At 75.2% G+C, this 25652-nt stretch carries 29 protein-coding genes; 27 read left to right on the top strand and 2 right to left on the bottom strand.

Features of this window, described 5'->3' with window-relative positions:
• Nucleotides 1-82: 82 nt before the first annotated feature.
• Together MFF61_RS15990 and MFF61_RS15995 are read left to right on the top strand one after the other, a co-directional pair.
• Complete coding sequence (locus MFF61_RS15990) at nt 83-1528, top strand: YcjX family GTP-binding protein (RefSeq protein WP_238236198.1); 1446 nt, start codon at nt 83-85, stop codon at nt 1526-1528.
• Nucleotides 1529-1538: 10 nt separating this feature from the next.
• The gene (locus tag MFF61_RS15995) at nt 1539-2552 is read left to right on the top strand and encodes a YcjF family protein (RefSeq protein ID WP_238236067.1); all 1014 of its coding nucleotides are present in this window, start codon (nt 1539-1541) and stop codon (nt 2550-2552) included.
• 77 nt (nt 2553-2629) lie between these two features.
• Here MFF61_RS15995 and pobA read toward each other — a convergent pair whose 3' ends face one another.
• On the bottom strand, nt 2630-3805 hold the full coding sequence (gene pobA, locus MFF61_RS16000) for a 4-hydroxybenzoate 3-monooxygenase (RefSeq protein WP_238236068.1): 1176 nt from the start codon (nt 3803-3805) through the stop codon (nt 2630-2632).
• Between the two features lie 159 nt (nt 3806-3964).
• Between pobA and MFF61_RS16005 the strand changes: the two genes are divergently transcribed.
• From MFF61_RS16005 to MFF61_RS16015, 3 genes are all read left to right on the top strand, one after another.
• Nucleotides 3965-4876 carry a helix-turn-helix domain-containing protein gene (locus MFF61_RS16005; RefSeq protein WP_238236069.1) on the top strand — a complete coding sequence of 304 codons (912 nt, stop codon included), beginning with the start codon at nt 3965-3967 and terminating at the stop codon, nt 4874-4876.
• Entirely contained in the window at nt 4873-5784 is a 912-nt protein-coding gene (locus MFF61_RS16010; RefSeq protein WP_238236070.1) for an aldo/keto reductase, read from the top strand. The genes MFF61_RS16005 and MFF61_RS16010 overlap by 4 nt, the downstream gene beginning before the upstream one ends.
• Before the next feature lie 247 nt (nt 5785-6031).
• Nucleotides 6032-6433, top strand: a complete 402-nt coding sequence (locus MFF61_RS16015; protein WP_238236072.1) for a hypothetical protein — start codon at nt 6032-6034, stop codon at nt 6431-6433.
• A 26-nt stretch (nt 6434-6459) separates the two neighbouring features.
• On the opposite strand, the gene MFF61_RS16020 is transcribed toward MFF61_RS16015, so the two are convergent.
• A complete protein-coding gene (locus MFF61_RS16020) occupies nt 6460-7152 on the bottom strand; it encodes a LexA family transcriptional regulator (protein WP_238236073.1) in 693 nt (230 codons plus the stop codon).
• A gap of 260 nt (nt 7153-7412) precedes the next feature.
• On the opposite strand from MFF61_RS16020, the gene MFF61_RS16025 reads away from it, so the two are divergent.
• The 22 genes from MFF61_RS16025 to MFF61_RS16130 all read left to right on the top strand — a co-directional run bounded on the left by MFF61_RS16025 (nt 7413) and on the right by MFF61_RS16130 (nt 25650).
• On the top strand, nt 7413-7589 hold the full coding sequence (locus MFF61_RS16025) for a hypothetical protein (RefSeq protein ID WP_238236074.1): 177 nt from the start codon (nt 7413-7415) through the stop codon (nt 7587-7589).
• A gap of 61 nt (nt 7590-7650) precedes the next feature.
• Nucleotides 7651-8328, top strand: a complete 678-nt coding sequence (gene nusG, locus MFF61_RS16030; protein WP_238236076.1) for a transcription termination/antitermination protein NusG — start codon at nt 7651-7653, stop codon at nt 8326-8328.
• A 181-nt stretch (nt 8329-8509) separates the two neighbouring features.
• Entirely contained in the window at nt 8510-9118 is a 609-nt protein-coding gene (locus MFF61_RS16035) for a hypothetical protein (RefSeq protein ID WP_238236077.1), read from the top strand.
• Between the two features lie 34 nt (nt 9119-9152).
• Nucleotides 9153-10520, top strand: coding sequence for a phage terminase large subunit (gene terL / locus MFF61_RS16040; RefSeq protein WP_238236078.1), 1368 nt, complete (start codon nt 9153-9155; stop codon nt 10518-10520).
• The gene (locus MFF61_RS16045) at nt 10520-11782 is read left to right on the top strand and encodes a DUF1073 domain-containing protein (RefSeq protein WP_238236079.1); all 1263 of its coding nucleotides are present in this window, start codon (nt 10520-10522) and stop codon (nt 11780-11782) included. The genes terL and MFF61_RS16045 overlap by 1 nt, the downstream gene beginning before the upstream one ends.
• A 97-nt stretch (nt 11783-11879) precedes the next feature.
• Nucleotides 11880-12896 carry a DUF2213 domain-containing protein gene (locus tag MFF61_RS16050; protein ID WP_238236080.1) on the top strand — a complete coding sequence of 339 codons (1017 nt, stop codon included), beginning with the start codon at nt 11880-11882 and terminating at the stop codon, nt 12894-12896.
• Nucleotides 12896-13333 carry a structural cement protein Gp24 gene (locus MFF61_RS16055; RefSeq protein WP_238236081.1) on the top strand — a complete coding sequence of 146 codons (438 nt, stop codon included), beginning with the start codon at nt 12896-12898 and terminating at the stop codon, nt 13331-13333. Before MFF61_RS16050 ends, MFF61_RS16055 begins: the two co-directional genes overlap by 1 nt.
• A gap of 13 nt (nt 13334-13346) precedes the next feature.
• On the top strand, nt 13347-14297 hold the full coding sequence (locus MFF61_RS16060) for a DUF2184 domain-containing protein (RefSeq protein ID WP_238236084.1): 951 nt from the start codon (nt 13347-13349) through the stop codon (nt 14295-14297).
• Nucleotides 14298-14300: 3 nt separating this feature from the next.
• Nucleotides 14301-14519, top strand: a complete 219-nt coding sequence (locus MFF61_RS16065) for a hypothetical protein (protein ID WP_238236085.1) — start codon at nt 14301-14303, stop codon at nt 14517-14519.
• A 4-nt stretch (nt 14520-14523) separates the two neighbouring features.
• Complete coding sequence (locus MFF61_RS16070; protein ID WP_238236086.1) at nt 14524-14883, top strand: DUF4054 domain-containing protein; 360 nt, start codon at nt 14524-14526, stop codon at nt 14881-14883.
• Nucleotides 14883-15206: a hypothetical protein gene (locus tag MFF61_RS16075; protein WP_238236087.1), complete on the top strand. Its 324-nt coding sequence runs from the start codon at nt 14883-14885 to the stop codon at nt 15204-15206. The genes MFF61_RS16070 and MFF61_RS16075 overlap by 1 nt, the downstream gene beginning before the upstream one ends.
• Nucleotides 15203-15481, top strand: a complete 279-nt coding sequence (locus MFF61_RS16080; RefSeq protein ID WP_238236088.1) for a hypothetical protein — start codon at nt 15203-15205, stop codon at nt 15479-15481. The genes MFF61_RS16075 and MFF61_RS16080 overlap by 4 nt, the downstream gene beginning before the upstream one ends.
• Nucleotide 15482: 1 nt before the next feature.
• Entirely contained in the window at nt 15483-15902 is a 420-nt protein-coding gene (locus MFF61_RS16085) for a DUF3168 domain-containing protein (RefSeq protein ID WP_238236089.1), read from the top strand.
• 28 nt (nt 15903-15930) lie between these two features.
• Nucleotides 15931-16377, top strand: coding sequence for a phage tail tube protein (locus MFF61_RS16090; RefSeq protein WP_238236092.1), 447 nt, complete (start codon nt 15931-15933; stop codon nt 16375-16377).
• Between the two features lie 8 nt (nt 16378-16385).
• Nucleotides 16386-16985 carry a gene transfer agent family protein gene (locus MFF61_RS16095; RefSeq protein WP_238236094.1) on the top strand — a complete coding sequence of 200 codons (600 nt, stop codon included), beginning with the start codon at nt 16386-16388 and terminating at the stop codon, nt 16983-16985.
• Nucleotides 16969-17925 carry a hypothetical protein gene (locus MFF61_RS16100; protein WP_238236096.1) on the top strand — a complete coding sequence of 319 codons (957 nt, stop codon included), beginning with the start codon at nt 16969-16971 and terminating at the stop codon, nt 17923-17925. Before MFF61_RS16095 ends, MFF61_RS16100 begins: the two co-directional genes overlap by 17 nt.
• A gap of 1 nt (nt 17926) precedes the next feature.
• Nucleotides 17927-18562 carry a DUF2460 domain-containing protein gene (locus MFF61_RS16105; RefSeq protein ID WP_238236099.1) on the top strand — a complete coding sequence of 212 codons (636 nt, stop codon included), beginning with the start codon at nt 17927-17929 and terminating at the stop codon, nt 18560-18562.
• Entirely contained in the window at nt 18559-19452 is an 894-nt protein-coding gene (locus MFF61_RS16110; protein WP_238236100.1) for a phage/gene transfer agent baseplate hub protein, read from the top strand. The genes MFF61_RS16105 and MFF61_RS16110 overlap by 4 nt, the downstream gene beginning before the upstream one ends.
• Complete coding sequence (locus MFF61_RS16115; protein ID WP_238236101.1) at nt 19445-19888, top strand: NlpC/P60 family protein; 444 nt, start codon at nt 19445-19447, stop codon at nt 19886-19888. The genes MFF61_RS16110 and MFF61_RS16115 overlap by 8 nt, the downstream gene beginning before the upstream one ends.
• The gene (locus MFF61_RS16120) at nt 19885-23802 is read left to right on the top strand and encodes a baseplate multidomain protein megatron (RefSeq protein ID WP_238236102.1); all 3918 of its coding nucleotides are present in this window, start codon (nt 19885-19887) and stop codon (nt 23800-23802) included. Before MFF61_RS16115 ends, MFF61_RS16120 begins: the two co-directional genes overlap by 4 nt.
• The gene (locus MFF61_RS16125) at nt 23795-25285 is read left to right on the top strand and encodes a DUF2793 domain-containing protein (protein WP_238236103.1); all 1491 of its coding nucleotides are present in this window, start codon (nt 23795-23797) and stop codon (nt 25283-25285) included. Before MFF61_RS16120 ends, MFF61_RS16125 begins: the two co-directional genes overlap by 8 nt.
• A gap of 8 nt (nt 25286-25293) precedes the next feature.
• Complete coding sequence (locus MFF61_RS16130; protein WP_238236104.1) at nt 25294-25650, top strand: hypothetical protein; 357 nt, start codon at nt 25294-25296, stop codon at nt 25648-25650.
• Nucleotides 25651-25652 lie beyond the last annotated feature (2 nt).

Below are 25652 nucleotides of genomic sequence, written 5' to 3' on the forward strand. Positions count from 1 at the left end.
CCGCGCCCTGACCGCGCCCTTGCGCAAAGCGTGGGCGGGCGCCACCTCCACACCCGACCTCCAGAGAGAGCCTGACTTCCTCGTGCTTGCCCTCCCCAGCTTCGTCGAGCGCGCCGGCTCCGCCGCCCGGGCGCTCGCCGAGGCGTCGAGCGACCTCCTCGTCCAGCCGACCGTGCGCCTCGGCGTCACCGGCCTTGCCCGCTCGGGCAAGACCGTGTTCACGGCCGCGCTCGTCCACCACCTCACCGGCCTCCACCCGCTGCCGGCGCTCCGGGCCTCGCAGGAGGGCCGCCTGCGCCGCGCCCGCCTCGTGCCGCAGCCCGACGACGACGTGCCGCGCTTCCCCTACGAGGAGCATTTCGCCGCCCTCACGCAGGAGCGGCGCTGGCCCCGCTCCACCGACCGCATCAGTCAGCTGCGGCTCGCGGTCGATTACGAGCGCAAGTCCGGCTGGCGTCCCGGCCCGGCGAACCTGATGGTCGACATCGTGGACTATCCGGGCGAATGGCTGCTCGACCTCGCGCTGATCGAGCAGACCTACGAGGGCTGGTCGCGCGAGACCATCGCGGCCGCGCAGCGCCCCGGCCGCGCCGCGGTCGCGGCGCCCTGGCTCGACGTCCTGCGCCGCCTCGACCCGAACCAGCCCCTCGACGAGGTGGTGGCCGAGCGGGCGAGCGACGCCTTCAAGACCTACCTCGCCGCCGTGCGGGCCGGGCCGGAGGCGGTGGCCACCACGCCGCCGGGCCGCTTCCTGATGCCCGGCGACCTCGCGGGCTCGCCCGCGCTCACCTTCGCGCCGCTGGCGCTGACCAGTCCCATCGCGCCGGACAGCCTCGGCGGCCTGATGGAGCGCCGCTTCGAAGCCTACAAGAGCCGCGTGGTGACGCCGTTCTTCCGGGATCACTTCCAGCGCATCGACCGCCAGATCGTGCTGGTCGACGTGCTGGCGGCGGTCGATGCCGGCGCGGCCGCGCTCGCCGAGCTGGAGGATGCCCTCGACCGGGTGCTGATGAGCCTGAACATCGGGCGCAACACCCTGTTGTCGCGCCTGTTCGCGCCGCGCACCGACCGGATCATGTTCGCCGCCACCAAGGCCGACCACCTCCACCACGCCAGCCACGACCGGCTCGACGCGCTGCTGCGCCTCCTCGTCGCCCGCGCGATGCGGCGCACCGAGGCGGCGGGCGCCCGGGTCGGCACCGTGGCGCTCGCCTCGGTGCGGGCCACCCGCGAGGTGATGGTGGAGGAGGGCGGGCAGGCCCTGCGCACGGTGGCCGGCACGCCCGAGGCCGGCGAGGCGATCGACGGCGAGATCTTCGACGGGGAGACGGAGGCGGCGATCTTCCCGGGCGAGCTGCCGGAGCGCCCGGAGGCGGTGCTGGAGGGCGCGGTGCCGCCGGGATCGCTGCGCTTCCCGCGCTTCCGGCCGCCGCGCGTGCCCCTCGACGCGCTCGGGCGGCCGGGCCGGCTGCCGCAGATCCGCCTCGACCGTGCCCTGGAATTCCTGGTCGGCGACCGCCTGGCCTGAGGATCGTGCGATGAGCCAGCCCCCGAAGCCCAGGGCCTTCCGCCTGCCCGCGGACCCGCCGCGCCCCGCCGGCACCGAGACGCCGCTCGCCGAGGGCGTGCGGGTGGTGGAGGAGCCGTTCGAGATCGTGGACGCCGCCGACGGCGTGCCGGTGCCGGTGGCGCCGCGCTCCGGCCCGCCCTGGGGAAGCCTGCTGCTCTCGGCCCTCGGCGCCCTGGCGACGCTCGGGATCGGGCTTGCGGTCGAACGGCTGATCGCGGACCTGTTCAGCGCCGCCCCCTGGCTCGGCGTGGTGGCGCTCGCGCTCCTCGCCGTCGCGGCCGTGGCGCTCCTCGCCCTCGTCTGGCGCGAGGTCGCGGGCGTGCTGCGCGAGCGGCGCATCGAGGCGATCCGCGAGGCCGCCCTGGAGGCCCTGGCCGCCCGCGACCACACCGCCGCCAAGGCCGTGGTGCGGGACGTGACGGCGCTCTACGCCGACCGTCCGGGTCTCGCGGCCGGCCGCGGGCGGCTCGACGCGGTGGCGGACGCGATCCTCGACGTGGAGGACCGCCTCGGCATCGCCGAGCACGAGTTGCTCGGTCCGCTCGACCGGCAGGCGAAGGGCGCGGTGGCGGAGGCCGCCAAGCAGGTCTCGGCCGTGACGGCGCTGAGCCCGCGGGCGATCGTCGATGTCGGCTTCGTGATCTTCGCGGCGGTCCGGCTCCTGCGCCGCATCGCCACGATCTATGGCGGCCGGCCCGGCCTGTTCGGGTTCCTGCGCCTCGCGCGCGCGGCGCTCGCGCATCTCGCGGTCACGGGGGGCGTCGCGGTGGGCGACAGCCTCGTGCAGCAGGTGCTGGGGCTCGGTCTCGCCGCCCGCGTCTCGGCGAAGCTCGGCGAGGGCGTGCTCAACGGCCTCATGACCGCCCGCTTCGGCCTCGCGGCCCTGGCCGTCTGCCGCCCGCTGCCCTTCGTGCGCGAGCCGGCGCCCCGGCTCGGGGACGTTGCCGGGGAGCTGATCCGCAGCGGGGAGCCGGATCGATGACCCGGTGATCAGCTGCGGATCGCCCTCACCTCAAGCCGCGGCGGGTTCGCGCGGCCTGATCGTCGGACCACCCGCCGCTACGCCAGCGGCAGCCCCACGTAGTTCTCGGCCAGCACCGTCTGCGCCGCGCGCGAGCCGCGGATATAGGCGAGTTCGGCCACCTGCATGCGGCGCGCGAACGGGTCCATGTCGGGGAAGCGGTGGGTGAGGCCGGTGAACCACCAGCTGAACCGCTCCGCCTTCCAGATCCGGGCCAGCGCCCGTTCGGAATAGCCGTCGAGCCCGGACGGATCGCCGTCGCGGTAGTGGCGCACCAGCGCCTCGGCCAGCATGGCGACGTCCGAGACCGCGAGGTTCATGCCCTTGGCGCCGGTCGGCGGCACGATGTGGGCGGCATCGCCCGCCAGAAACAGGCGGCCGTGGCGCATCGGCTCGGCGACGAAGCTGCGCAAGGGGGCGATGCTCTTCTCGAAGGAGGGACCGCGCTCCAGACCGGCCGCCGCTTCCGGCCCGAGGCGCACGGCCAGTTCGTCCCAGAACCGCGCGTCGGACCAATCCTCGATGCGCTCGTCGAGCCCGACCTGCACGTAGTAGCGGCTGCGCGTCGGCGAGCGCATGCTGGCGAGCGCGAAGCCGTTCTCGTGGTTGGCGTAGATGAGTTCGTGGTTGACCGGCGCCACCTCCGCCAGGATGCCGAGCCAGCCGAACGGGTAGACCCGCTCGAACACCTTGAGCACGTCGGCCGGCATCGCCGCACGGCTCGCCCCGTGGAAGCCGTCGCAGCCCGCAATCCAGTCGCAGGCCAGCGTGTGGCCGCTGCCGCCGCGGCGGAACCGGACGCTCGGGCTGTCGGTCTCGATTCCGCAGATCGCCACGTCCTCGGCCTCGAACAGGATGCGCACGCCCCGCGCCTCGGCGGCGTCGAAGAGGTCGCGCATCACCTCCTGCTGGCCGTAGACCGTGACGGTGGAGCCGCCGGTGAGCGCGGCCATGTCGATGCGGAAGAGACGCCCGTCATAGGCGATGTTGGTGCCGGTATGGACCAGCCCCTCCGCACGCAGGCGCGCGTCGAGCCCGAGTTCGGCGAGGAGCGCGACGGTGCCCTGCTCCAGCACGCCCGCCCGCACCCGGCCCTCGACGTAGTCGCGGGTGCGCCGCTCCAGCACCACCGCGTCGATCCCGGCCCGGGCGAGGAGATGGGCAAGCACCAGGCCGGCCGGTCCGGCCCCGATGATCGCGACTTGCGTGCGCATGGAGATCCTCCGGGTGTTTCGCTCCGGCCGCCCGCGCGGCGTCGAGGCCCCACGGTGGCGATGGTGCGACTCTGCCCCCGCGCGGGCCGGCCGGCGATGGACGGCACGGCGAAAGTGTTGGACTTTTTTGCTCCTGCCCGATGGCCGCGAGAGAGGCCCGTGAGATCCGCCGAGCCCGCGCAACTCCCTGTCGTGCCGCACTTCTTCCTCTACGGGGAGGCGCCGCGCGACGTCGACGACCGCTTCCTGCATGTGGAGGCCTTGGACGATCGCAGCCGTCCCAACCGCTGGAGCATCCGCCCCCACGTCCACGCCGCCCTGCATCAGGTGTTTCACCTCTCGGCGGGCGGCGGCGTGATGCAGGCGGAAGCCGAGACGCTGGTGCTTGCGGCGCCCTGCCTCGTTCTCGTACCGGCCGGCACGGCGCACGGCTTCCGCTTCGGCGACGAGACGCAGGGGACCGTGCTCACCCTCTCGGACCGCTACTGGCGCGACCTCGCCCGCCGCGAGCCCGACCTCGCGGGGCTGTTCGCGGCCCCCGCGGCCCTGCCCGCCGGGGAGGGGGAGCCGTTCGGCGAGAGCATCGCCGAACTCGCCCGCGAACTGGCCTGGGCGGTGCCGGGCCGGCGGGCGGCGATCGAGGGGCATTTGCTGATCCTGCTCGTCGCCGCCCTGCGGCAGCGGGAGGTGGTGCAGGGTGCGGCGGCGCAGCCGGGGCCGCAGGCGGTGCTGGTGGCGCGCTTCCGGGAGGCGGTGGAGGCGCATCACCGCCGCGAGCGCGCCCTCGACGACTACGCCCGCGACCTCGGCGTGACGCCCGCCCGCCTGCGCGCCGCCTGCCGGGGCGTGACGGGCCTGAGCCCCGGCAGGCTGATCCGCGACCGGCGCCTCATCGAGGCCAAGCGCCTGCTGCTCTACTCCGACCTCGCGGTGGCCGAGGTCGCCTACGATCTCGGCTTCACCGACCCGGCCTATTTCTCGCGCTTCTTCGCCAAGGGCACCGGAGAGGCCCCGCGCGCGTTCCGGGAGCGGAGAGGCGCCCCGGCGGGCGCGACGGGAGAATCCGCATGATCACGCACAAGCCGGGCCTGACCCGGCAGGGCATGATGCGGGGCGCGCTCGGGGCGACGCTCGCCGCCGCGCTGCCGGCCGCCGCGCAGACCGCCCTGCACCGGCGGGCGATCCCGTCGAGCGGCGAGAGCCTGCCGGTGATCGGGCTCGGCACCTGGATCGGCTTCGATGTCGGTGAGGCCGACGGGGAGCGCCAGCGGCTGGGACAGGTGCTCGCGGCGCTCCTCGACGGCGGCGGCCGGGTGATCGATTCCTCGCCGATGTACGGCCGCGCCGAGGCCGTGACGGGCGATCTCGTGGCCGCCGCCGGCGCCCGCGAGCGCGTCTTCCTCGCCACCAAGGTCTGGACCCGCGGGCGCGAGGCCGGGCTCGCGCAGATGCGCCAGTCGCTGGAGCGGCTGCGCACGGACCGGCTCGACCTGATGCAGATCCACAATCTCCTCGACTGGCGCACGCATCTCCCGGTGCTGCGCGCCTGGAAGCAGGAGGGGCGGATCCGCTACCTCGGCATCTCGCACTACACCGAGAGCGCCTACGACGAGGTCGAGGCGGTGCTGCGGGCCGAGCCGCTCGACTTCCTGCAGATCAACTACGCGCTCGACGACCGGGCCGCGGAGGAGCGCCTGCTGCCCCTGGCCGCCGACCGGGGCGTGGCGGTGCTGGTGAACCGGCCCTTCGGCGGCGGGGGGCTGCTGCGGCGCCTGCGCGACCGGCCGCTCCCGGGCTATGCGGCCGAGATCGGCTGCGGGAGCTGGGCCGAGATCCTGCTCAAGTTCGTGATCGCCCACCCGGCCGTGACCTGCGCGATCCCCGGCACCGGGCAGCCGCACCACATGGCCATGAACCTGCGCGCCGGCACCGGCCCCTTGCCCGACCGAGCCCTGCGCCGCCGCATGCAGGCCGCATAGATGAACGACAGTTCATCCGGCGCCCGGCGCCAACTGGCCAAGCTCGACCGTGACGAAGGCGCGACGAAAGGTCCGCGAGCGGCAGCGTCATGCGGGCGGAACCTGCCGCCTTCGCCCTATTTCTGCCAGTTCTTCTGAGTTAATCACCCCTCATTCACGCCATCGCAGCGGCGAGCGCGCCGGGGCTGCTGCCCGGGTCGCGCCGAGGCCGGGCTGTTGCCCGGCCATTACTCGAAGAGGGGGTCTCATGCTCAAGTCGGTCGTCGTCATGCTCGGTGTCGGTGCGGGGCTGGTCGCGTCGCTGCAGGCGGTCTCGGCGGAATCGCGCGGCGGCGGCAGCGACTACAACGGCACCTGGAACGTCCAGCTGGTGACCGAATCGGGCCTGTGCGACAGCCGCTACAGCTTCTCCCTCGCGGTGCGCGACGGCGACATCCGCCTCGCCTCGACCGCGGAGGGCGCGTCGGTCAGCGGCCGCATCTCCGGGGACGGCAATGTCGGCCTCAGCGTGCGGCGCAGCGGCGCGAGCGGCGCCGCCTCCGGGCGCCTCCAGGCCAATTCGGGCTCCGGCACGTGGAGCGTGTCCTCGCTGTGCTCCGGCCGCTGGACCGCCCAGCGCCGCTCGACCCGGGTCGCCCAGGCCGACTGAGCGAGGCCCGGGACCGTCCCGCGGACTCAGCCCAGGAACCGCGCCCAGGCCTGGGCGTGGACCGTGCTGATGATGCCCGAGGCCCAAACAAGGTGCCGGTCCGGCATCAGCGGCGCGTTGTGGCTCTCCAGGTGGTAGACCCCGCGCCGCGAGCCCCGCAGGATCTTCTTGAGGTAGCGGTGGCCGTCCCACGTGGCGACCGCGGCGTAGCGGTCGATCAGGCGCTCGGGATTCTCCCCGGCCCGTGCGCAGAGCACGACGTCATCCGGCTCGTACTTCGGATACATCGACGTCCCGGCAACCCGGAACGCGATCGTGCCGTGCGGAACCGGGAACGGCACCGCGATCTCGAACAGGATGCCGTGCGGCTCGGGTTGCTCGTCGCCGGTCTCGATCAGCCCGCCCGCGCTGATCACCCCCTGCACCGCCACCACGTGACTGCCGTCCCCCGGCGGCTCTGCCGCCTGGTCATCCCCGAACAGCAGCCCCTTGGCGCTGACCAGCACCCCGTCCCGACGGAAGCGCTCGGCGTAACGCTCGGCGTCGTCGCGGCCGATCGTGCGCGTCCCGGCCTCGTGCGCCCGGTAGGTGCTCTCCGGCCAGCCGTTGCGCAGAGCCGCGTCGCGGGCGGACCGATAGCCGGCCGCGAGCCGCGCCAGCCGCAGCCGCTCGCCCTGCTCCAGGCGGATCAGGCTCTCGCGCGATCGATCGGCGGCCATCCACAACCCTGCCATCCACAACCTTGAACGACGAAATCACCACCTAGCGTGTTGATCGTAATCATTACATCGGGTAGCAATCACGATCGCAAGCCGCCGTCTGGCGGCCGCCATCTTCCCCAACGGCAGGAGCTGCCTCATGTTCCGGCGCCCCCATGCGCCGCGCGCCTGCGCGCGCGGCCCCACCCCCTTTCGGCCGCGTGCGTTGCCCCCGCCCACCGGCATGGCGCGGCCAGCCGCTTCCCGGGTAGACAGGCCCCATGAAGACCGCCCTGATCGTTCTCTGGACCCTGGCGGCAGGGATCCTGCTGTTCCTGATCGTGCGCAGGCGCATCACCCAGGCGATCCGCGACATCGCGCGCGAGGCGGGCGACCCGCCGCCCCGGGACGGCGACGCGCCCCCCAGGTCGCCGGAGGATCGCGGCCCGGCACCCTGAGCAACAATCGGCCGGAGGGGCCGCGGTTCTCCCGCACGGCAACAACGCGGGGTGATGCGCCATGACCGACCGCAAGCGGAAGCTGCGGCGCATCACCCGCCGCCGTCGCGAGGCGCTCGCCCACGACCGGCCGTCCGCCGCGCTGGCCGGGGCGATCCGCCGCCGCCGACGGCGGCCGCGGCCGGCGCGCATCGTGGTGGCGCCCGACCGGGTCTGGCTCGTGGTGCGCACCCGCCCGCGCTGGTCGGCGCGCGTCGCCCGCGAGCTGGAGGAGGCCGGTCTCGCCACCTTCGAGGCCCGCGAGGAGGTGGAGCGGGTGGAGGAGACCGGGCGCCGCCGGTTCGTCCGTGAGCCGCTGCTGCGCCGCCTCGTCTTCGTGGGCCTGCGCGACGATGCCGAGTTGCGGCTCGCGGAGGCCCATCCGGGCGTCGACCGGGTGCTGTTTCGCGACGGGCGCGCCGTGGTGATCCCGGCCGCGCTGCTCCAGGTCTTCGCGGACGCGCTCACCGGCCACACCGCGGACGGGGAGGCGGTCTCGGCCGTCCTGTTCGCCCTCGGGGACGCCGTGCGGGTGACCAAGGGGCCGCTCGCCCAGGCCGCCGGCATCATTGAGGCCGTCGATCCGGCGCGCCGCCGCTACCGCGTCGCGGTCGAGATGTTCGGCCGCGCGACCCCGGTCGATCTCGGCGAGGAGCAGATCGAGCCCGCCACCAAGCAGGATCCGAAAAAGAACATTTGACGAACAAAACGGGATCGCGTATCAGAGGGGCAGGTTATCCAGGTTTGCGGCCTGCCACTCACGGACGTGGCCGCTCGACTGCCCCTTTCGGGGGATGTGTCCCTGGACCCGGCCCACGGCATCACCGAGGCGACAGGGGGCTCGTGCCCTCGTCCGGCCGGGGCGGAGTCTCAGGCAGGACATGGCGCGATCAGACATCGACTGGGCGGCGATCGGGGCCGCGTGGCGGGAAGGCCGCTCGGCGGCGGCGATCGCCCGGGCCTTCGGGGTTCACCCGGACACGGTGCGCAGGCGCGCCAGGGCGGAACGCTGGGAGCGGGCGAAGGCCGAGGCGAGCCGGCTCGTCCCGGCACCGCCGCAGCCGAACCCCGCGGGCGACCGGGTGCTCGACGGGCACCGGACGGTGATCGAGCAGGGTCAGGCCCTGACCCTGCAACTCCTCGGCGAAGCGCTCGCCGCCTCCGGCCAGGCCGGGGCCTTCGCGGCGCTGCTCACCGAAGCCTCGAACGAGGACCCGGAGCGCCGAAGCGCCCTGGAACGGCTGGCCTCGCTCCCGAAGCGCAGCGCGGCCCTGCGCGACCTCGCCACCGCGGCGCGGCTCTGGATCGCTCTCGAACGGCAGGCCTGGGATCTGGATGGCAGAGATCTCGATGCGAAGGCGGCCGGCGAGATCCCGCCGCTCGACCTCGACGCCGCCCTCCGGCGTCTCGACCCCGAGCAGCGCGAGCAGCTGCGCCGGATCGCCGAGGTCCTGGCTGTCCGCGCCCGCGATCCTGCTGCGGGCGCTTGACCGGGTCGACAGCGAGCAGAGCCTCGCGGGCTTCGTGCGGCGGGCCTGGCCCACGGTGGAGCCGGGCGCCCCCTACATCCACGGCTGGCACATCGACGCGGTGGCTGAGCACCTGGAGGCGATCACCGCAGGCCGCATCACCCGGCTCCTCATCAACGTGCCCCCGGGCAGCATGAAGAGCCTGCTGGCCGGCGTCTTCTGGCCGGCCTGGGAATGGGGGCCGCGCAACCGGCCCGACCTGCGCACGCTCGCGGTCTCCCACACCCGCGCGCTCGCCATCCGCGACAACCTGCGCACCCGCCGCCTCGTCACCTCCGACTGGTACCGCGCCCTCTGGGGCGAGCGCGTCCGCCTCGCCCGCGACCAGAACCGCAAGCAGCGCTTCGAGACCACGGCGACCGGCCTGCGCGAGGCGCTCGCCGCCGGCTCGATCACCGGCGCGCGCGGCGACCGGGTCATCCTCGACGACCCGATCTCGGTGGACGGCGCCAATTCCGAGCGGGTGCGCGAGGCGGTCAACCGCTGGTTCCTCGAAGCCGTGCCGACCCGCCTCAACGATCCCGCCCGCTCGGCCATCGTGGTGATCATGCAGCGCCTCCACGCCCGCGACCTTTCCGGCCTGATCCTGGCGCGCGACCTCGGCTACGAGCACCTGATGCTGCCGATGGAGTTCGAGCGGGAGCGGCGCTGCGTCACCGGCATCGGCTTCGTCGACCCCCGGCGCCAGGAGGGGGAACTGCTGTTCCCGGCCCGCTTCCCCCGCGCGGTGGTGGAGCGCGACACGGCCGTGATGGGCGCCTATGCGGCGGCGGGCCAGTTCCAGCAGCGCCCGGCCCCGCGCGAGGGCGGGCTGTTCAAGCGCCACTGGTTCGGCCTCGTGCGCGCGCTGCCCGCCGGCTGCCGCTTCGTCCGCGCCTGGGACCTCGCGGCCAGCGTCGAGCGGGCCGGGCGCCCGCCCGCCTTCACGGCGGGGCTCAAGCTCGGGCGCGCGCCGGACGGGCACCTCTACGTGGCCGATGTGCGGCGCGACCGGCTCTCGCCGGGCGGCGTGGTGCGGATGATCCTCGCCACCGCCGCCGAGGACGGCCCCGAGTGCCGCATCGCCCTGCCGCAGGATCCCGGGCAGGCCGGGAAGGCCCAGGCCCAGGACCTGATCCGGCGGCTGGCCGGCTACGACGCCCGGGCGACACCCGAGAGCGGCGACAAGGCCACCCGCGCCGCGCCCGTCTCGGCGCAGGCCGAGGCCGGCAACCTGCACCTCCTCGAAGGCCCCTGGAACGAGGCCTTCCTCGACGAGGTCGCGTCCTTCCCCAACGGCGCCTTCCTCGACCAGGTCGACGCCCTCTCGCGCGCCTTCGGCACCCCGAGCGAGGCGCGCTACGGCATGCTGGGAGTTCTCTGATGTGGCTCGCCGACCGCCTCGCCAACCTCGTCACCGGCCTCGGCGGCCCGCGCGACAAGAGCGCCGGCAACCTCCACGTCCACGTGCCGCGCGCCAGGGCGGAGCTCGATGCCGCCTATCGCGACAACTGGCTCGCCCGCAAGATCGTGGACGTCGTGCCCTTCGACATGCTGCGCGAGTGGCGGGACTGGCAGGCGCCGCCCGCCGAGGTGGCGGCGATCGAGGCCGCCGAGACGGCGCTCGGCCTGCGCGAGGTGCTGCTGCGGGCCCTGCGCCTCGCACGCCTGCACGGCGGCGCCGCCATCCTGATCGGCGATGCGAGCCCCGATCCGGCCGCCCCTCTGCGCCCCGAGAGCCTCGGGCAGGGGGGCCTGCGCTACCTCCACGTGCTGGGGCGCCACGCGATCCAGGCCGGCGAGATCGAGCGCGACCCGCTCTCGCCCTGGTTCGGGGAGCCGGCGAGCTACGGGCTGGCGGGCGGCCAGCCGGTGCACCCGTCGCGCATCCTGCGCCTCGTCGGCGCCCCGGTGCCCGAGGAGGCGGGGGGCGATGCCTTCGGCGACAGCGTGCTGCAGGCGCTCCTCGAAGCCGTCGACCACGCCACCGCGGCGGCCGCCCACATCGCCGCGATGCTGCCCGAGGCCAAGCAGGACGTGATCTCGGTGCCGGGCCTCTCCCAGGCCCTCTCCACAGACGAGGGCACGCGCCGCCTCACCGAGCGCTTCGGCTACGCGGCGCGGATGAAGTCGATGTTCGGGATGCTGCTCCTCGAAGGCGACGGGCGCTCCCCCGAGGGCGAGCGCTACCAGCAGAAGCAGCTCGACTTCTCGGGCCTGCCCGAGGTGGCGCGCCTCTTCCTCCAGACCGCGGCCGGCGCCGCCGACATCCCGGTCACGCGGCTGCTGGGCCAGTCGCCCGCCGGCCTCAACGCCACGGGCGATGCCGACCTGCGCAACTACTACGACCACATCGCCGCGCGCCAAGCGGTGGAACTCACCCCCGCGCTCGCCCGCCTGGACGCGCTGCTCGTGCGCCACGCGCTGGGCCGCCCGGCCCCGGAGGTCTGGTACGCGTGGCGCCCACTGCTCCAGACCTCCGAGCGCGACAAGGCCGAGATCGGCCGCCTGAGGGCCGAGACCGCCGCCACCCTCGCGCGCGAGGCCCTGTGCCCCCGCGAGGTTCTGGCCGCCGGCGTCGAGGGCTGGCTCGTGAACGCCGACCTCTTCCCCGGCATCGAGGCCGCTTACCGGAAGGGCCGCTGATCGGGGCGTCGCCCCGCAGGGTTTCACCCTGAGACCCACGCGGGCGCCGCCCGCGACCCGCCGGGGTCGCAGACCCCGGAACCCAGAAGAGGGACCCATGCAGATCGTCGACAGGCTCAGCCTCGGCCCCCCGGCCGGGATCGCGGACGCGCGCCCCCTGCGCAGCGGGGCGCTGGTGGTGCAGGCCCGGGCGGCCCGCGCCGGCAACGTCCAGGTCTATGCCGGTGCCGAACTGGCGCGGCCCGACCGCGCGACCGTCCGGGTCTACCGCGACCCGGAGGAGATCTTCCGGGCGGAATCCCTGGCGAGCTTCGGCCACAAGCCCGTCACCCTCGACCACCCGCCCGAGGCGGTGACGCCCGAGACGTGGCGGCGCGTCGCCCGCGGGCATGTCGGCGACGAGGTGCTGCGGGACGGCGAGTTCGTGCGCATCCCGCTGCTCCTCGCCGACGCCGAGGCGATCGCGGCGGTGCGGGCGGGGCAGCAGGAGATCTCGGTCGGCTACACCTGCACCCTCGACTGGACCCCCGGCACCGCTCCGGACGGCACGCCCTACGACGCCCGGCAGACCGCCGTGGTCGTCGACCACGTCGCCATCGTGGCGGAGGGCCGGGCCGGACCGCAATGCCGGATCGACGACACCGCCGCTCTGCGCCGCGAACTGGCGGACGCGGTCGTCCGGGCGCTTGCCGCGGAGGCGCAGGCCGCGCGGCTCAGCGCCGAGCACGAGGCGGCCCTGGCGGAGCGGGAGCGCGAGATCGCGTCGCTGCGCGCGCCGGGCGCCCTCGACGCCCTGGCCGCGGCCCGGGCCGACGCGGTGGCGGGCGCGCGCCGCATCCTCGGCGACGCGTTCGACCCGGCCGGTCTCGATGCCGGCGCGATCCGGCGCGCCGCGGTCGCCCATGCCCTCGGCGAGGCCGCCGCCGGCCTCGACGCGGCCGGGATCGACGGCGCCTTCCGGGCGCTCACCGCCCCCACCGACCCGCTGCGCGCCGTCCTGCGCCGCCGGCAGGACGCCGTCACTCCCGACGCCCTCACCCCCGACGCGGCCCACGCCGCGATGGTCGAGACCCTCCGCACCGCCTGGAAGGCGAATCCCCGAGGAGCCCGCTGATGCCGATCCAGACCACCTATGCCGGCCGCGCCGCACCCGCCTACGAAGGCATGGTCGCCGCCGAGGAGCCGAGCCTCACCCTCAGCCGCACCGTCGAGACGCAAGGCGGGATCGCCTTCGGCAAACCCGCCTTCCAGGGCACGCGTGACGACGGCATCGCCGCCGCCGGATCGATCTTTCGCGGTGTCGTCCTCGCCGACCGCGGCGTCCGCCCGGAGAACGGCGGCGACCTCTTCGCCAGGGGCGACACGGCCCCGGTGCTCGTCAGGGGCGTCGTCTGGGTCGCGGTCGCGGGGGCCGTCACGGCCGGCGCGCCTGCCCATCTGACCGCCGCGGGCGGCTTCTCGACCGCGGGCGCCGGCACCACCGCCATCCCGGGCGGCCTCTTCGACTCCTCCGCCCCCGCGGGCGGGCTCGCGCGCCTGCGCCTCAACTAGGGAAGCCCTCGCCATGAATACCCGCACGCTCGTCACCGACGCGCCGCGCGCGCTCGCCTTCCTGGTGAGCCAGCAGGCCCATATCGAGCCCACCGTCTACCGCACGCAGTACCCGGCGATCCGCTATCCGCGGCTCGTGCCCGTCGACACCGACGCGCCCGACTGGGTGCCCACCGTCACCTACTTCTCCTCCGACCGCGTCGGCCAGGCGGCCTGGGTGCACGGCGCCGCCGACGACGTGCCCAAGGCCGAGGTGCTGCGCCGCCAGCACGAGACCGCCGTCGCGATGGCGGGCATCGGCTACGGCTACGACCTCGAGGAACTCGGCAAGGCCCAGCTGATGGGCATGAACCTCGGCACCGACAAGGCCGACGCCGCGCGGCTCGCCTCCGAGGAGTTCATCGATCAGGTCGCGCTGTTCGGGGACCAGGCCAAGGGCTTCGCGGGCCTGCTCAACCACCCCGCCGTCACCGTGGGGACCGCCGCGGCGACCGGGGAGGGCGGCAGCCGGGCCTGGGCGGCCAAGAGCGCCGAGCAGGTGCTGGCCGACGTCAACGGGCAGCTCACCGGCCTGTTCACCGCCTCGGCCCATGTCGAGATGGCCGACACCCTGCTCCTGCCCTACGAGCAGATGCTCGGGCTCGGCCTGCGCCGCATCGACTCCCTGAGCCCCATCACCATCCTCGACTGGGTCCGGCGCCACAACGTCTACACGCTGGAGACCGGGCAGGACCTGACGGTGATCGGCGTGCGGGCGCTGGAGAGCGCCGGCACCGGCGGGACGGCCCGCATGGTCGCCTACCGCCGCGACCCCTCGGTGCTGAAGCTCTGGCTGCCGATGCCGTTTCGGTTCTTCCCGGCGTGGCAGACCGGACCCTGGCGCTTCGAGGTGCCGGGCGCCTTCCGGCTCGGCGGCCTCGACATCCGCCGTCCCGGCGCCTTCCGCTACCTCGACGGGATCTGAGCGATGGCCCGCGTGACGAACCGCGCCCCGGGCGCCCGGCTGTTCTGGGTCCGCGGCGAGGCCGCACCCCGGCGCATCGCCCCCGGCGAGAGCGCCGACCTCGACCTCCTCGACCGCGACGACCCGCTCCTGCGCGCCTGGGAGGCGGCGGGCGAGGTCGCGGTCGAGGACGGACCGCCCGACGCCGCGCCGCGGCGCCGGCCCGCGCGGCGGGAGGGCTGACCGCATGGCCCCGACACCCGCCGCGCTCAAGGCGCGCTTCCCGGCCTTCGCGCCGGTGCCCGACGGCACCGTCGCGGCAGCGCTCGCCGAGGCCGAGGCCCGGGTCGACGCGGCCTGGGCCGCCGCCGACCGCGACCCGGCCCGGATGCTCTACGCCGCCCACCTCCTCACCCTCGACGGGCTCGGCGGCCCGGAGGGGGTGCTGGCGGGCGCGCTCGACCTGCGGGCGCTGCGCAGCGGCACGCTGCAGATCGAGCGGCATCCCCCGGACGCGACGCTGCCCGGAACCCTGGGGCAGACCTCCTACGGCCGGCGCTTCCACGAGCTGATGATGCGCAACGGCCCCGGCATCGTGGTGGTGTGATGGCGACGCTGACCGACAGCCTCGCGGCGATCCTGGCCGGCGCCGCCTCCCCCCTGTTCGGCGACGGGATGCTGCACCGCGCGCAGGCGCAAGGCGGCTTCGCGGACGTGCCGATTCGCTGCCGCACCGAGGCGCTGTGGCAGGGAACCGGCGAGCCCGGCCTGCCGGAGCACCGCCTCACCCTGATCGTGCTCCTGCCCGGCCTCGGCACCGGCCCGACGACCGAGGACGAGGTCACGGCGGCGGGGCGCCGCTGGCGCATCGCCGCGGTCGAGCAGGACCCGGCCGGGAGCCACGCCATCCTCGACGCGAGGCCGCTGTGAGCGACCAGCGGCGCATCGAGCGCCGGATCGCCCGCCTCGCCCGCGAGGGCACCCGCCGCGCCCGCAGGCGGGCCGGGGCCGCAGCCGAAGCCCTCGCCTCGTCCCTGCCCGCCACGGTGACCGTCGCGGTGAGCCGCGGACCCACGACTACCTCGGTCGTCGTCGCGGCACCGGGCTTGGCCGCGCGGGAACTCGGCACGGCCGCGACGCCGGCCGAGCCGGTGGTCGGGCCGGCCCTCGACCGCCTGCGGGCGGCCCCTCCGCCGGAGTCCTGACATGGCCGGCCTCGATCTCGGGCAACCCGTCGCCAGCGCGCTGCTGGCACATCTGCGCAGCGATCCCGCACTCGGCGCCCTCGTCGGGGAGCGCGTGCGCGACTATGTGCGCGCCTCGGAGGAATGGCCCTTCCTGCGGCTCGATCCCGTCGAGACCGCGCCCTACGAGGCGGAGGGGTGGATCGGCTGCACCTGCCGCATCACGCTGCACGCCTTCGTGCGGGGCGAGCGGAGCGCGGGCGCGATCCAGCGCCTCGCCGCCGTGGCGACCGCGCGCCTCGACGAGGCCGACCTCGCGCTGTCCCGCGGCCTGCTCCTGTGGATCGCGCACGAGCGCAGCCTGTTCGTGCCCGATCCGCAGGGCCCCGCCTCCTGGCACGCCGTCCTGCGCTTCGCCGCCGTCGCGGCCGAATCCGTCTAGCTCCCGATCCCAACCAGGAAGCCATCGCATGTCGAGCGCCGCCACCCTGCCGTTCTCGGGCGTCTCCGTGAAGCTGGAGAGCCCCACCGCCGCCGGCACCTTCGAGGCGCCCTGCGGCCTCACGGAGCGCGCCGTGCAGTTCACCAAGGAGGTGAACAGCGCCGTCATCCCCGATTGCGCCGACGAGGATGCGGCGCCCTACGTGGAGCGCGACGTAGTCTCGAAATCGGTCTCGATCACCGGCAAGGGGGTCATGGCCCGCCAGAGCATCGGGCGCTGGCGCGCGGCCTTCGAGGCCGACCAGCCCGTGCGCGCCCGCATCGACCTCGCCGGCAGCGGCGCCCAGAGCGGCGGGCGCTGGGAGGGCTCGTTCCACCTGACGAGCTTCGAGGTCGGCGCCGTGCGGGGCGAGCGCTGCACCGTCTCGGTCGCCCTCCAGTCGAGCGGCCCGGTGCCGTTCACCCCGGCCGCGTGAGGCGGGCGATGAGCCGGGACGGCCATGTCGACCTCGACTTCGCGGGCGCCGCGCGGCGCTTCCGCCTCGGGCTCGGCGATCTCGAAACGCTTCAGGAGGCGACGGGCCTCGGCCCCGGCGACCTCCTGCACCGCCTCCACGCGGGCCGCGCCTACCGCTTCGCCGACGTGCGCGAGGTGCTGCGCGCGGCGCTGATCGGCGGCGGGGCGGGCGTCGGAGAGGCGCATGCCCTCACGGCCGGGCTCGACCGGATGCCGTGCCTCACCGTCATCGCCACCGCGACGCTCGCGCTCGCGGCCGGGCTCGACGGCGCCGAGGACGAGCGGGTCGGGGATCTCGCGCGCGGCGAGCCGGCGCCGGGCCGCCCGGACGGCCGCATGGCCTTCGCGCCGTTCTACGAGGCCGCCGCCGCGATGGGCCTAGCCGTCGCGGACCTGCGGGCGATGAGCCTCTGGCAGTTCGCCGCCTACCTCGACGGGTTCAACCGCGCCCGCGGCGCCGAGGCGCAGACCCCCACGACGCCTGCCCCGATGACCCAGGCCGAGGCGGACGGGCTCTGGGACTGGATCCGCTCAGAGACGGGAGACCGCGATGGCGACCGAGCTTGACCGGCTGGTGGTGTCGCTCGAGGCCAATGTCGGGGCCTACGAGCGGGAACTCGCCCGTGCGGCGCCGCTCGCCGAGCGGGCGCTGGGCCAGGCGGAACGCACCGCGACGGCGGGCGCCGCACGGCTGCAGGCCGCGATGGCGCGGGCCGGGCAGGGGGTGCGCGACGAGGTCGCCCGCAGCGCCGCGTCCCCGGCGGCTGGCGGCACCACCGACGAATCCGACTTCACCGCGGAGGCGGCCCGCCTCGCCAAGCGCACCGGCCTGCTCAAGGTCCTGGCCGAGACGATGGGCCAGTCGGAGGGCGCGGCCGCGAAGGCCGAGGCCGCCTTCCGGCTCCTGACGGCGGCCAAGAGCGCCGACCTCGCGGTGACGCCCGCACTCTCCGCCGAGATCGAGCGCGTGGCGGCGGCCTACGGCGAGGCGGCCGAGCAGGCGGCCAAGGCCGAGCAGGCGCAGCGCACCTTCGAGCGCACCTCCCGCGATTTCGGAGCGGCTCTCTCGGACGGGCTGAAAGGCGCGATCCTGAACGGCGAGCGCCTGGGCAGCGTGCTCGACCGCCTCGCCACCACGCTGGCCTCGCGCGGCATCGATCGCGCGATCGACGGCCTGTTCGCCAAGGGCGGCCTGGGCAGCGACCTGCTGGGCGGCGTGTTCGGGAGCCTCGGTCTCGACCTCAATCCAACCGGCCGCGCGGCCGGCGGGCCGGTGACGCCGGGCCTCGCCTACACGGTGGGCGAGCGCGGCCGCGAGACCTTCGTGCCGCTCCAGCCCGGCCGCATCCTGCCCGCCGCCCGCGACCCCGGCCCGCCCGCCGCGGCGCCGCCCGTGCAGGTCTCGGTGTCGATCGCCACACCGGATGCGCCGAGCTTCGCGCGGGCCGAGGCCCAGGTCACCGCCGCTCTCGCTCGCGCGGTCCAGCGCGGCCTCAGGGGAGTGTGAGATGGCCCCGCCCTTCCACGAGGTGCGCTTCCCGCTCGCCCTCTCGTACGGCTCGCGCGGCGGGCCGGAGCGGCGCACCGAGATCGTGACGCTCGCCTCCGGCGAGGAGGAGCGCAACAGCCTCTGGCGCCACTCCCGGCGCACCTACAACGCCGGCCCGGCTCTGCGCCGCGCCGAGGACATCGCGCTCCTGATCGCCTTCTTCGAGGAGCGCCGCGGCCAGCTCTACGGCTTCCGCTGGCGCGACACCTTCGACCATGCCTCCGGCCCCCTCGGCCGCCCGCCTAACTCCGCCGACCAGCCGCTCGGCAGCGGCGACGGCAGCACCCGCGCCTTCCAGCTCACCAAGACCTACGGCGGCGCCTTCGCGCCCTACGCCCGCCCGATCACCAAGCCGGTGGCGGGCTCGCTGCGGCTGGCGGTGGCGGGCGCCGAGCTGGCGCCGTCCGGCTTCTCGCTCGATGCCACCACCGGCCGGGTGACGCTCGCCCAGGCGCCGCCGGCGGGGGCGGCCGTGACGGCCGGGTTCCTGTTCGACGTGCCGGTGCGCTTTGCCACCGACCGTCTGGAGATCGACCACCAGGCGGTGCTGGCCGGCGTGGTCGCCGACATCCCGGTCATCGAGCTGCGCCGATGAAGACGCTTCCCCCCGGCCTCGCCGCTAGCCTCGCGAGCGGCGCCACCACGCTGGCGTGGTGCTGGCTGCTCACCCGTGCGGATGGCCTGCGCCTCGGCTTCACCGACCACGACGAGGACCTCGTCGTCGAGGGCGTCGCCTGTGCGGCCGAGACCGGGCTCGCGGCCTCCGCCCTGGAGCAATCGACGGGGCTCGCCGTCGACGGGCTGGAGGTGATGGGCGCGCTCGCCGACGGCCGGCTGGCGGAGGCCGAGCTCGCCCGCGGCCTGTTCGACGGCGCCGCCGTCGAGGTCTGGCGGGTCGACTGGCAGCGCCCGGCCGACCGCGTGCTGGTGATGAGCGGCCATGTCGGCGAGGTCGCCCGCGGCCGCGCCGGCTTCGTGGCCGAGCTGCGCAGCCTCAGCGCCGCCCTCAACCAGCCCCGCGGCCGCCTCTACCAGCGCGCCTGCGACGCGCTGCTGGGCGACGCGCGCTGCGGCATCGACCTCACGCGCCCGCTCTACCGCGCGGCCGGCACGGTGGCGGGCGTGCTCTCGGCACGCACGCTGCGCACCGAGGAACTCGCCGCCTTCGCGGAGGGCTGGTTCGCCGGCGGGCGCCTCGCCTGGACCTCGGGCGCCAATGCCGGCCTGCAGGCCGAGGTGCGCGGCCATGCCCGCCCCGGCCCGCTCGCCCCGGCGCTCCTCGACCTGTGGGAGCCCTGCCCGGAGCCGATCGCACCGGGCGACGCGTTCACCCTCACGGCGGGCTGCGACAAGACCTTCGATGCCTGCCGGAGCAAGTTCGCCAACGCGGCCAACTTCCGCGGCTGCCCGCACATCCCGGGCAACGACTACGCCACCGCCTACGCGGCCTCGGGCGCGGGCAACGACGGAGGCCGGGTTGTCTGAGGTGGTGGCCGCCGCCCGGGCGTGGCTCGGCACGCCCTACCGGCATCAGGCCAGCTTGCGCGGGGTGGGCTGCGATTGCCTCGGCCTGGTGCGGGGCGTCTGGCGCGACCGGTTCGGCGAGGAGCCGGAGGCGCCCCCGCCCTACACCCCCGATTGGGGCGAGGCGGACGGGGCCGAGACCCTGCGCGATGCCGCCCGCCGTCACCTCGCCGAGATCCCGCTCGCGGCGGCCGCGCCCGGCGACGTGCTGCTGTTCCGCTGGCGCCAGGGCCTTCCGGCCAAGCACTGCGCCATCCTGTCCGAGCCCGGGCGGATGATCCACGCCTATGACGGCCACGCGGTGGTCGAGAGCTGGATCCCCGCCGCCTGGGAGCGGCGCCTCGCCTACGCGTTCCGGTTCCCGGCTGTGACGCCGATCGGGCGATCGGCCCCGTGAGCACCCTGATCCTCGGCGCAGCCGGCCGCACCGTCGGGGCGGCCGCCGGCCCGCTCGGCTCGCTTGCGGGCGGCCTCGTCGGCACGCTGGCCGGCGGGCTCCTCGACGGCGCCCTGTTCGGCCGCCGCGCCAAGCCGGTCATCAACCAGGGCGCCCGGCTCTCCGACCTCTACGTCACCGCCTCCACCGAGGGCGCCGTCGTGCCCCGCGTCTACGGCCGCATGCGCGTCGCCGGCCAGATCATCTGGGCCACCAAGCTCAAGGAGACCCAGAGCGTCGAGCGGGTCAGGACCAGCGGCGGCAAGGGCACCGCGCAGCCCAAGACCTTCAACGTCACCTACAGCTACACCGCCTCCTTCGCGGTCGCCCTGGGCGAGGGGCCGATCACCGGGCTCGGCACCGTCTACGCCGACGGCAAGCCCCTGCGCCTGGCCGACCACGTCCACCGCCTGCACCGCGGCGGCGAGGACCAGGCCCCCGACCCGCTGATCGAGGCGGTGGAGGGCACCGGCCACGCCCCGGCCTATCGCGGGCTGGCCTACCTCGTGTTCGAGAACCTGGCCCTGGGGCCGTTCGGCAATCGCGTCCCCGTCATCACCGCCGAGGTGATCCGCCGCCCGCCGCCGGCCGACGGCCGGCCCGCGCTCGAAGACCTCGTCACCGCCGTCACGCTGATCCCCGGCATGGGCGAATTCGCCTACGCCACCGACCCGGTCACCGCCACGGCGGGCGGCGCGCTCACCGGCCAGAACACCGTCACGGGCGGGCCGGACCTGCTGCTCGCCCTCGACCAGCTGCAGGAGACCGCCCCGCGCTGCCGCCACGTCTCGCTGGTGGTGGCGTGGCACGGCACCGACCTGCGGCTCGCCGCCTGCCGCATCCTCCCCAAGGTCGAGAGCCGCGGCAAGCAGACGCGCGGCGCCACCTGGCGCGCGGGCGGGCTGACGCGCGAGACCGCCGAGGCGGTCAGCCGCGATCTGGCCGGTGCTCCCTATCTCGGCGGCGCGCCCTCCGACCTCACGGTGGTGCAGGCCATCGCCGAGCTGAAGCGGCGCGGGCTCTCCGTCACGCTCTACCCGTTCGTGATGATGGACATCGCGCCCGGCAACGGCCTGCCCGACCCCTACGGCCGGCCCGAGCAGCCGCCCTTTCCCTGGCGCGGGCGCGTCACCTGCGACCCCGCCCCCGGCCGGCCGGGCAGCGTCGACCGCACGGCGGCGGCCGCCGTGCAGGTCGCGGCCTTCTTCGGCGCGACCGAGGCCGCCGACCTCGCCTGGAGCGGCGAGACCGTCACCAGCGCCCGCCCGCAGGACTGGGGCCTGCGCCGCTTCGTCCTGCACTGCGCCCGCCTCGCCGAGGCCGCCGGTGGCGTCGACGCTTTCCTGATCGGCTCGGAGATGATCGGGCTCACCACGGTGCGATCGAGCCCCACCGCCTTCCCGGCGGTGGCGCAGCTCCGGCGCCTCGCCGCCGACGTGCGCGCCGTGCTCGGCCCGGCCACCGCGCTGACCTACGCGGCCGACTGGACCGAGTACGGCGCCTACCGCCCGCAGGATGGCAGCGGCGACGTGTTCTTCCCCCTCGACCCGCTCTGGGCCGACCCGGCGATCGCCTGCATCGGCATCGACAACTACATGCCGCTGGCCGACTGGCGCGAGGGCTTCGACCACCGCGACGCCAAGGCCGGCTGGTCCGCGCCCTACGACCGCGCCTACCTCACCGCCAACATCGAAGGCGGCGAACTCTACGACTGGTACTACCCGACACCCGCCGACCGCGCCGCCCAGAACCGGGTGCCGATCACCGACGGCGCCCACGGCGAGGCCTGGATCCACCGGATCAAGGACCTGCGCGCGTGGTGGGAGAACCCGCACCACGAGCGCCCCGGCGGCGTGCGCGAAGCCCACCCTACCGCCTGGGTGCCGCGCGCGAAGCCGATCCGCTTCACCGAGCTCGGCTGCCCGGCGATCGACAAGGGCATGAACCAGCCCAACGTGTTCGTGGACCCGAAATCCGCCGAGTCGCTCACGCCGCACTTCTCCCTCGGCCGGCGCGACCTGCTGGCCCAGCGCGCCGCGCTGGAGGCGGTGCTGGCCTACTGGCGCCCGCAGGCCGGCCACAACCCGGTCTCGCCGCTCTATGGCGGGCCGATGCTCGACTGGGAGCGCATCGCGGTCTGGACCTGGGACGCGCGGCCCTACCCGGCCTTCCCGCGCCAGTCGGGCGTGTGGCGCGACGCGCCCAACTACCGGCTCGGCCACTGGATCAACGGCCGGCTCGGGCTGGCGCCGCTGGCCGACGTGGTGGCCGACCTCTGCCGCGACCTGCCGGTGCGGGTGGACGTCTCGGAGCTGCACGGCCTCGTCGAGGGCTACGCGCTCGCCGAGGTTGCGGCCCCCCGCGACGCGCTGGAGCCGCTCGGGCGCCTCTACCATTGCGAGGCGGTGGAGAGCGGCGGGGTGCTGCGCTTCCGCCACCTCGCCCGTGCCCCGGTGCTGCGGCTGACGCCCGACGACCTCGTGGCCGGCCGCGGCGGGCGGGCGGGCGCGGACTTCACCCGCACCCGGGCGGAGGCGCTGGCGCTGCCCGGCAGCCTCGCGCTCGGCTACGTCGACCCGCTGCGCGACCACCGCAGCGCCACGGTCGAGGCGCGCCGCAGCGTCGGGAGCGCCAAGGCCAGCCTGTCGGCGGATCTCGCCCTCGACGAGGGCGAGGCCCGGGCGCTCGCCCAGGCGCTGCTCTACCGGGCGCAGGCCGAGCGCGAGACGCTGGCCTGCGCGCTGCCGCCCTCGGCGCTGGCCCTCGATCCGGGCGACGTGATCTCCTTCAGTGTGGCGGGCCGGGCCACCGACTACCGGGTGACGCGGATCGGCATCGAGGGCGCGCGCCCGCTGGAGGCGGTGCGCTCCGATGCCGGCCTGTTCGCCTATCCGGACGGCGGGCGCACCAGCCGCGACCCCGACCCGCCGGCGACGGTGGGGGTGGGTCTGTTCGAGATCCTCGACCTGCCGCTGCTGCGGCCGGACGCAACCGCACACGCGCCCTACCTCGCGGCCTACACCCGACCCTGGTCGCCGGTGGCGGTGCTCCGGGGGGGCGAGGGAGCGGCGCTCGCCGAGGATGCGGTGATCGGCGCCCGCTCGATCATCGGGCGGCTCGCGGCCGACCTGCACAGCGGGCCGCGCTGGCGCTGGGACGGGGTGAACACCCTGCACATCGAGGTGCCGCGCGAGGCCGAGCTCGCCGCGGCCAGCGAGCGGGCGGTGCTCGACGGGGCGAACGCCGCGGCCGTGCGCACCCCGTCGGGCCGCTGGGAGGTGCTGCAATGGGCGCGGGCGGAGCTCATCGCGCCGGGCCGCTACCGGCTGACGCGGCTGCTGCGCGGCCAGCTCGGCACCGAAGCCGACATGGCGCCCGTGGTGCCAGCCGGCAGCGCCTTCGTTGTGCTCACCGACGCGCTGGTGCAGTCGGGCCTGCCCCTGTCGGCGCGCACGCTGCCGCAGGTCTTCCGCTACGGCCCGCTCGGCCGACCGAGCGAGGCGGGCGACCCGACGCTCACCCTCGTGCCCGACGGGGTGGGCCTGCGGCCCTACGCGCCGACGCAGGCGCGCCTGCACCGGCTGGAGAGCGGGGACCTGCTCCTCACCTGGATCCGCCGCACCCGCCTCAACGGCGATGCCTGGGAGCAGGCCGAGGTGCCGCTCGCCGAGGAGCGCGAGGCCTACGCCGTCGAGATCCTGAACGGCACCACCGTCCTGCGCCGCCGCGAGGTCGCCGAGCCGCGCCTCACCTACACGGCCGCCGAGCAAGCCACCGACCTCGGCGGACCCGTCACCAGCCTCGCGGTCGCCATCCACCAGCTCTCTACCGCCTATGGCCGCGGCCCCGCCCTACGGACCACCCTGCATGTCTGACGCGACCCCGCTCCTCGCCCTGCCGCTCCTCGCCGCCGCCCAGGCCCAGAAGCACGTCACCCACAACGAGGCCCTCACCGCGCTGGACACCCTCGTCCAGCTCGCCGTCCTCGACAAGGATCTCGCCGCGCCCCCGCCCACCCCCGCCGAGGGCGACCGCTACCTCATCGCCGGGAGCACCCCCACCGGCGCCTGGGCCGGATGGGCGGGCCGCATCGTGCGCTACCAGGACGGGGCCTGGCGCGCCTTCGTCCCGAAGCCCGGATGGTTCGCCTACGTCGCCGACGAGGCCGACCTCTACACCTACACCGGGGCCGGCGGCTGGGTGGGCTTCCGCGCCACCCTCACCGCCCTGCACAACCTCACCCGGCTCGGCATCGGCACCACGGCCGACGCCGCCAATCCCTTCGCCGCCAAGCTGAACGCCGCCCTCTGGACCGCGCGCGGCAGCACCGAGGGCGGCACGGGCGACCTGCGCTACACCCTCAACAAGGAAGGCCCCGCCCGCGTCCTCTCGCTGCTCATGCAATCGGGCTGGTCGGGCCGGGCCGAACTCGGCCTGATCGGCGATGACGATCTCACTCTCAAGGTCTCGGCCGACGGCGGCACCTGGCGCGAGGCGCTGCGGGTGGCGCGCGCCAGCGGCGGCGTCGATCTTGCCGCTACCGAGGCCAGCGCCGCGGCCGCCGCCACGGTCGACCTCGGCGCGCTCGCCGCCCTCAGGGTCGCGCTCAGCGGAGCGGGCACGGTCACGAGCTTCGGCAGCGCGCCCAACCGGCTGCGCTTCCTGCGCTTCACCGGCGCCGCCACCCTCGTGCACGACCCCGCCCGCCTGATCCTGCCGGGTGGAGCCTCCCTGGTGACCGCGCCCGGCGACACCGCGCTCGCCGCCTCGGACGGCGCCGGCCTGTGGCGGGTGCTCGCCTACGCGCGCGCCTCCGGCAAGGCGCTGGCCGGCCCGGCCGCGGCCGAGATCGCGGATGCCAGCAGCACGGGGCGCGCGGTGCTGACCGGCACGCCCGCGCAAGGGGCGGCGGCGCTGGGGCTCGGCCCGAGCGACGGCCCGACCTTCGCCACGCTGGTCGCCGGGAGCTTCGTGCGGTTGCTCCCCGGCCGGCAGCTCGATGCCAACGACGGCAAGGTGGGGGCGCGGCTGTTCGCGCGGGGCCTCAACATCGTCGGCGTGGCCAGCGAGGCGGACGACCCGCAGCGCTACCTGACGATGTTCGGCCTGCTGGATCTGTCGGGTCCGCTGATGGTGTACGGCCCGGCGTCGCTGTACGGCCCGGTGACGGTGGGCGGGAGCCTGCGTCTGGCGAGCTACACGGTGGCGACGGTGCCGGTTGGGGCGGCGGGGGCGACGATCTACGTCAGCAACGCCCGCAAGGTGGGCGAGGCGAGCGGGGCCGGGACGGGGGTGGCGGCCTACTACTCGAACGGCGCGTGGCGCCGTCCGTCCGACGACAGCGCCATAGCAGCGTGAGGCAAGCGATGAGCGAGACGTTCCTGTACGAGTTCCTGTTCCGGGGCCGGCCGGGCGGGGAGGCAGCTGCGGCGTCCTGGCACGTGATCCTGGGCCAGATGGTGATGCCGCCCGGCGGCGGGGCGGGCCAGTTCGTGGCGAGCGGGGCGCTGACGCCGGCGCAGGCGGCGGCGGCGGGGTTCCCGCTGGAGCGGGTTCTGGGGGGCATCGAGACGGCGGCGCTGGCGGAGCGGGATGCGGCGGTGGCGGCGCTGGCCGCGGTGACGGCCGAGCGCGACGCGCTGCGGGCCGAGATCGCCGCCCTCTCGGCCGGGCGCGCCGCGCCCGGGATCAACGCCGCCGCAGAGGTGGAACGATCGCCCTGATG

Source organism: Methylobacterium isbiliense, from assembly GCF_022179325.1.
Lineage (GTDB): Bacteria > Pseudomonadota > Alphaproteobacteria > Rhizobiales > Beijerinckiaceae > Methylobacterium > Methylobacterium isbiliense.

Excerpts from the sequence above, each read along its gene's own strand:
- MFF61_RS15995 (WP_238236067.1), top strand. The coding sequence starts at position 1,539 with ATGAGCCAGCCCCCGAAGCCCAGGGCCTTCCGCCTGCCCGCGGACCCG.
- pobA (WP_238236068.1), bottom strand. The coding sequence starts at position 3,805 with ATGCGCACGCAAGTCGCGATCATCGGGGCCGGACCGGCCGGCCTGGTG.
- MFF61_RS16010 (WP_238236070.1), top strand. The coding sequence starts at position 4,873 with ATGATCACGCACAAGCCGGGCCTGACCCGGCAGGGCATGATGCGGGGC.
- MFF61_RS16015 (WP_238236072.1), top strand. The coding sequence starts at position 6,032 with ATGCTCAAGTCGGTCGTCGTCATGCTCGGTGTCGGTGCGGGGCTGGTC.
- MFF61_RS16020 (WP_238236073.1), bottom strand. The coding sequence starts at position 7,152 with ATGGCCGCCGATCGATCGCGCGAGAGCCTGATCCGCCTGGAGCAGGGC.
- MFF61_RS16025 (WP_238236074.1), top strand. The coding sequence starts at position 7,413 with ATGAAGACCGCCCTGATCGTTCTCTGGACCCTGGCGGCAGGGATCCTG.
- nusG (WP_238236076.1), top strand. The coding sequence starts at position 7,651 with ATGACCGACCGCAAGCGGAAGCTGCGGCGCATCACCCGCCGCCGTCGC.
- MFF61_RS16035 (WP_238236077.1), top strand. The coding sequence starts at position 8,510 with ATGGCGCGATCAGACATCGACTGGGCGGCGATCGGGGCCGCGTGGCGG.
- MFF61_RS16045 (WP_238236079.1), top strand. The coding sequence starts at position 10,520 with ATGTGGCTCGCCGACCGCCTCGCCAACCTCGTCACCGGCCTCGGCGGC.
- MFF61_RS16050 (WP_238236080.1), top strand. The coding sequence starts at position 11,880 with ATGCAGATCGTCGACAGGCTCAGCCTCGGCCCCCCGGCCGGGATCGCG.
- MFF61_RS16055 (WP_238236081.1), top strand. The coding sequence starts at position 12,896 with ATGCCGATCCAGACCACCTATGCCGGCCGCGCCGCACCCGCCTACGAA.
- MFF61_RS16060 (WP_238236084.1), top strand. The coding sequence starts at position 13,347 with ATGAATACCCGCACGCTCGTCACCGACGCGCCGCGCGCGCTCGCCTTC.
- MFF61_RS16065 (WP_238236085.1), top strand. The coding sequence starts at position 14,301 with ATGGCCCGCGTGACGAACCGCGCCCCGGGCGCCCGGCTGTTCTGGGTC.
- MFF61_RS16070 (WP_238236086.1), top strand. The coding sequence starts at position 14,524 with ATGGCCCCGACACCCGCCGCGCTCAAGGCGCGCTTCCCGGCCTTCGCG.
- MFF61_RS16075 (WP_238236087.1), top strand. The coding sequence starts at position 14,883 with ATGGCGACGCTGACCGACAGCCTCGCGGCGATCCTGGCCGGCGCCGCC.
- MFF61_RS16085 (WP_238236089.1), top strand. The coding sequence starts at position 15,483 with ATGGCCGGCCTCGATCTCGGGCAACCCGTCGCCAGCGCGCTGCTGGCA.
- MFF61_RS16090 (WP_238236092.1), top strand. The coding sequence starts at position 15,931 with ATGTCGAGCGCCGCCACCCTGCCGTTCTCGGGCGTCTCCGTGAAGCTG.
- MFF61_RS16095 (WP_238236094.1), top strand. The coding sequence starts at position 16,386 with ATGAGCCGGGACGGCCATGTCGACCTCGACTTCGCGGGCGCCGCGCGG.
- MFF61_RS16100 (WP_238236096.1), top strand. The coding sequence starts at position 16,969 with ATGGCGACCGAGCTTGACCGGCTGGTGGTGTCGCTCGAGGCCAATGTC.
- MFF61_RS16105 (WP_238236099.1), top strand. The coding sequence starts at position 17,927 with ATGGCCCCGCCCTTCCACGAGGTGCGCTTCCCGCTCGCCCTCTCGTAC.
- MFF61_RS16110 (WP_238236100.1), top strand. The coding sequence starts at position 18,559 with ATGAAGACGCTTCCCCCCGGCCTCGCCGCTAGCCTCGCGAGCGGCGCC.
- MFF61_RS16125 (WP_238236103.1), top strand. The coding sequence starts at position 23,795 with ATGTCTGACGCGACCCCGCTCCTCGCCCTGCCGCTCCTCGCCGCCGCC.
- MFF61_RS16130 (WP_238236104.1), top strand. The coding sequence starts at position 25,294 with ATGAGCGAGACGTTCCTGTACGAGTTCCTGTTCCGGGGCCGGCCGGGC.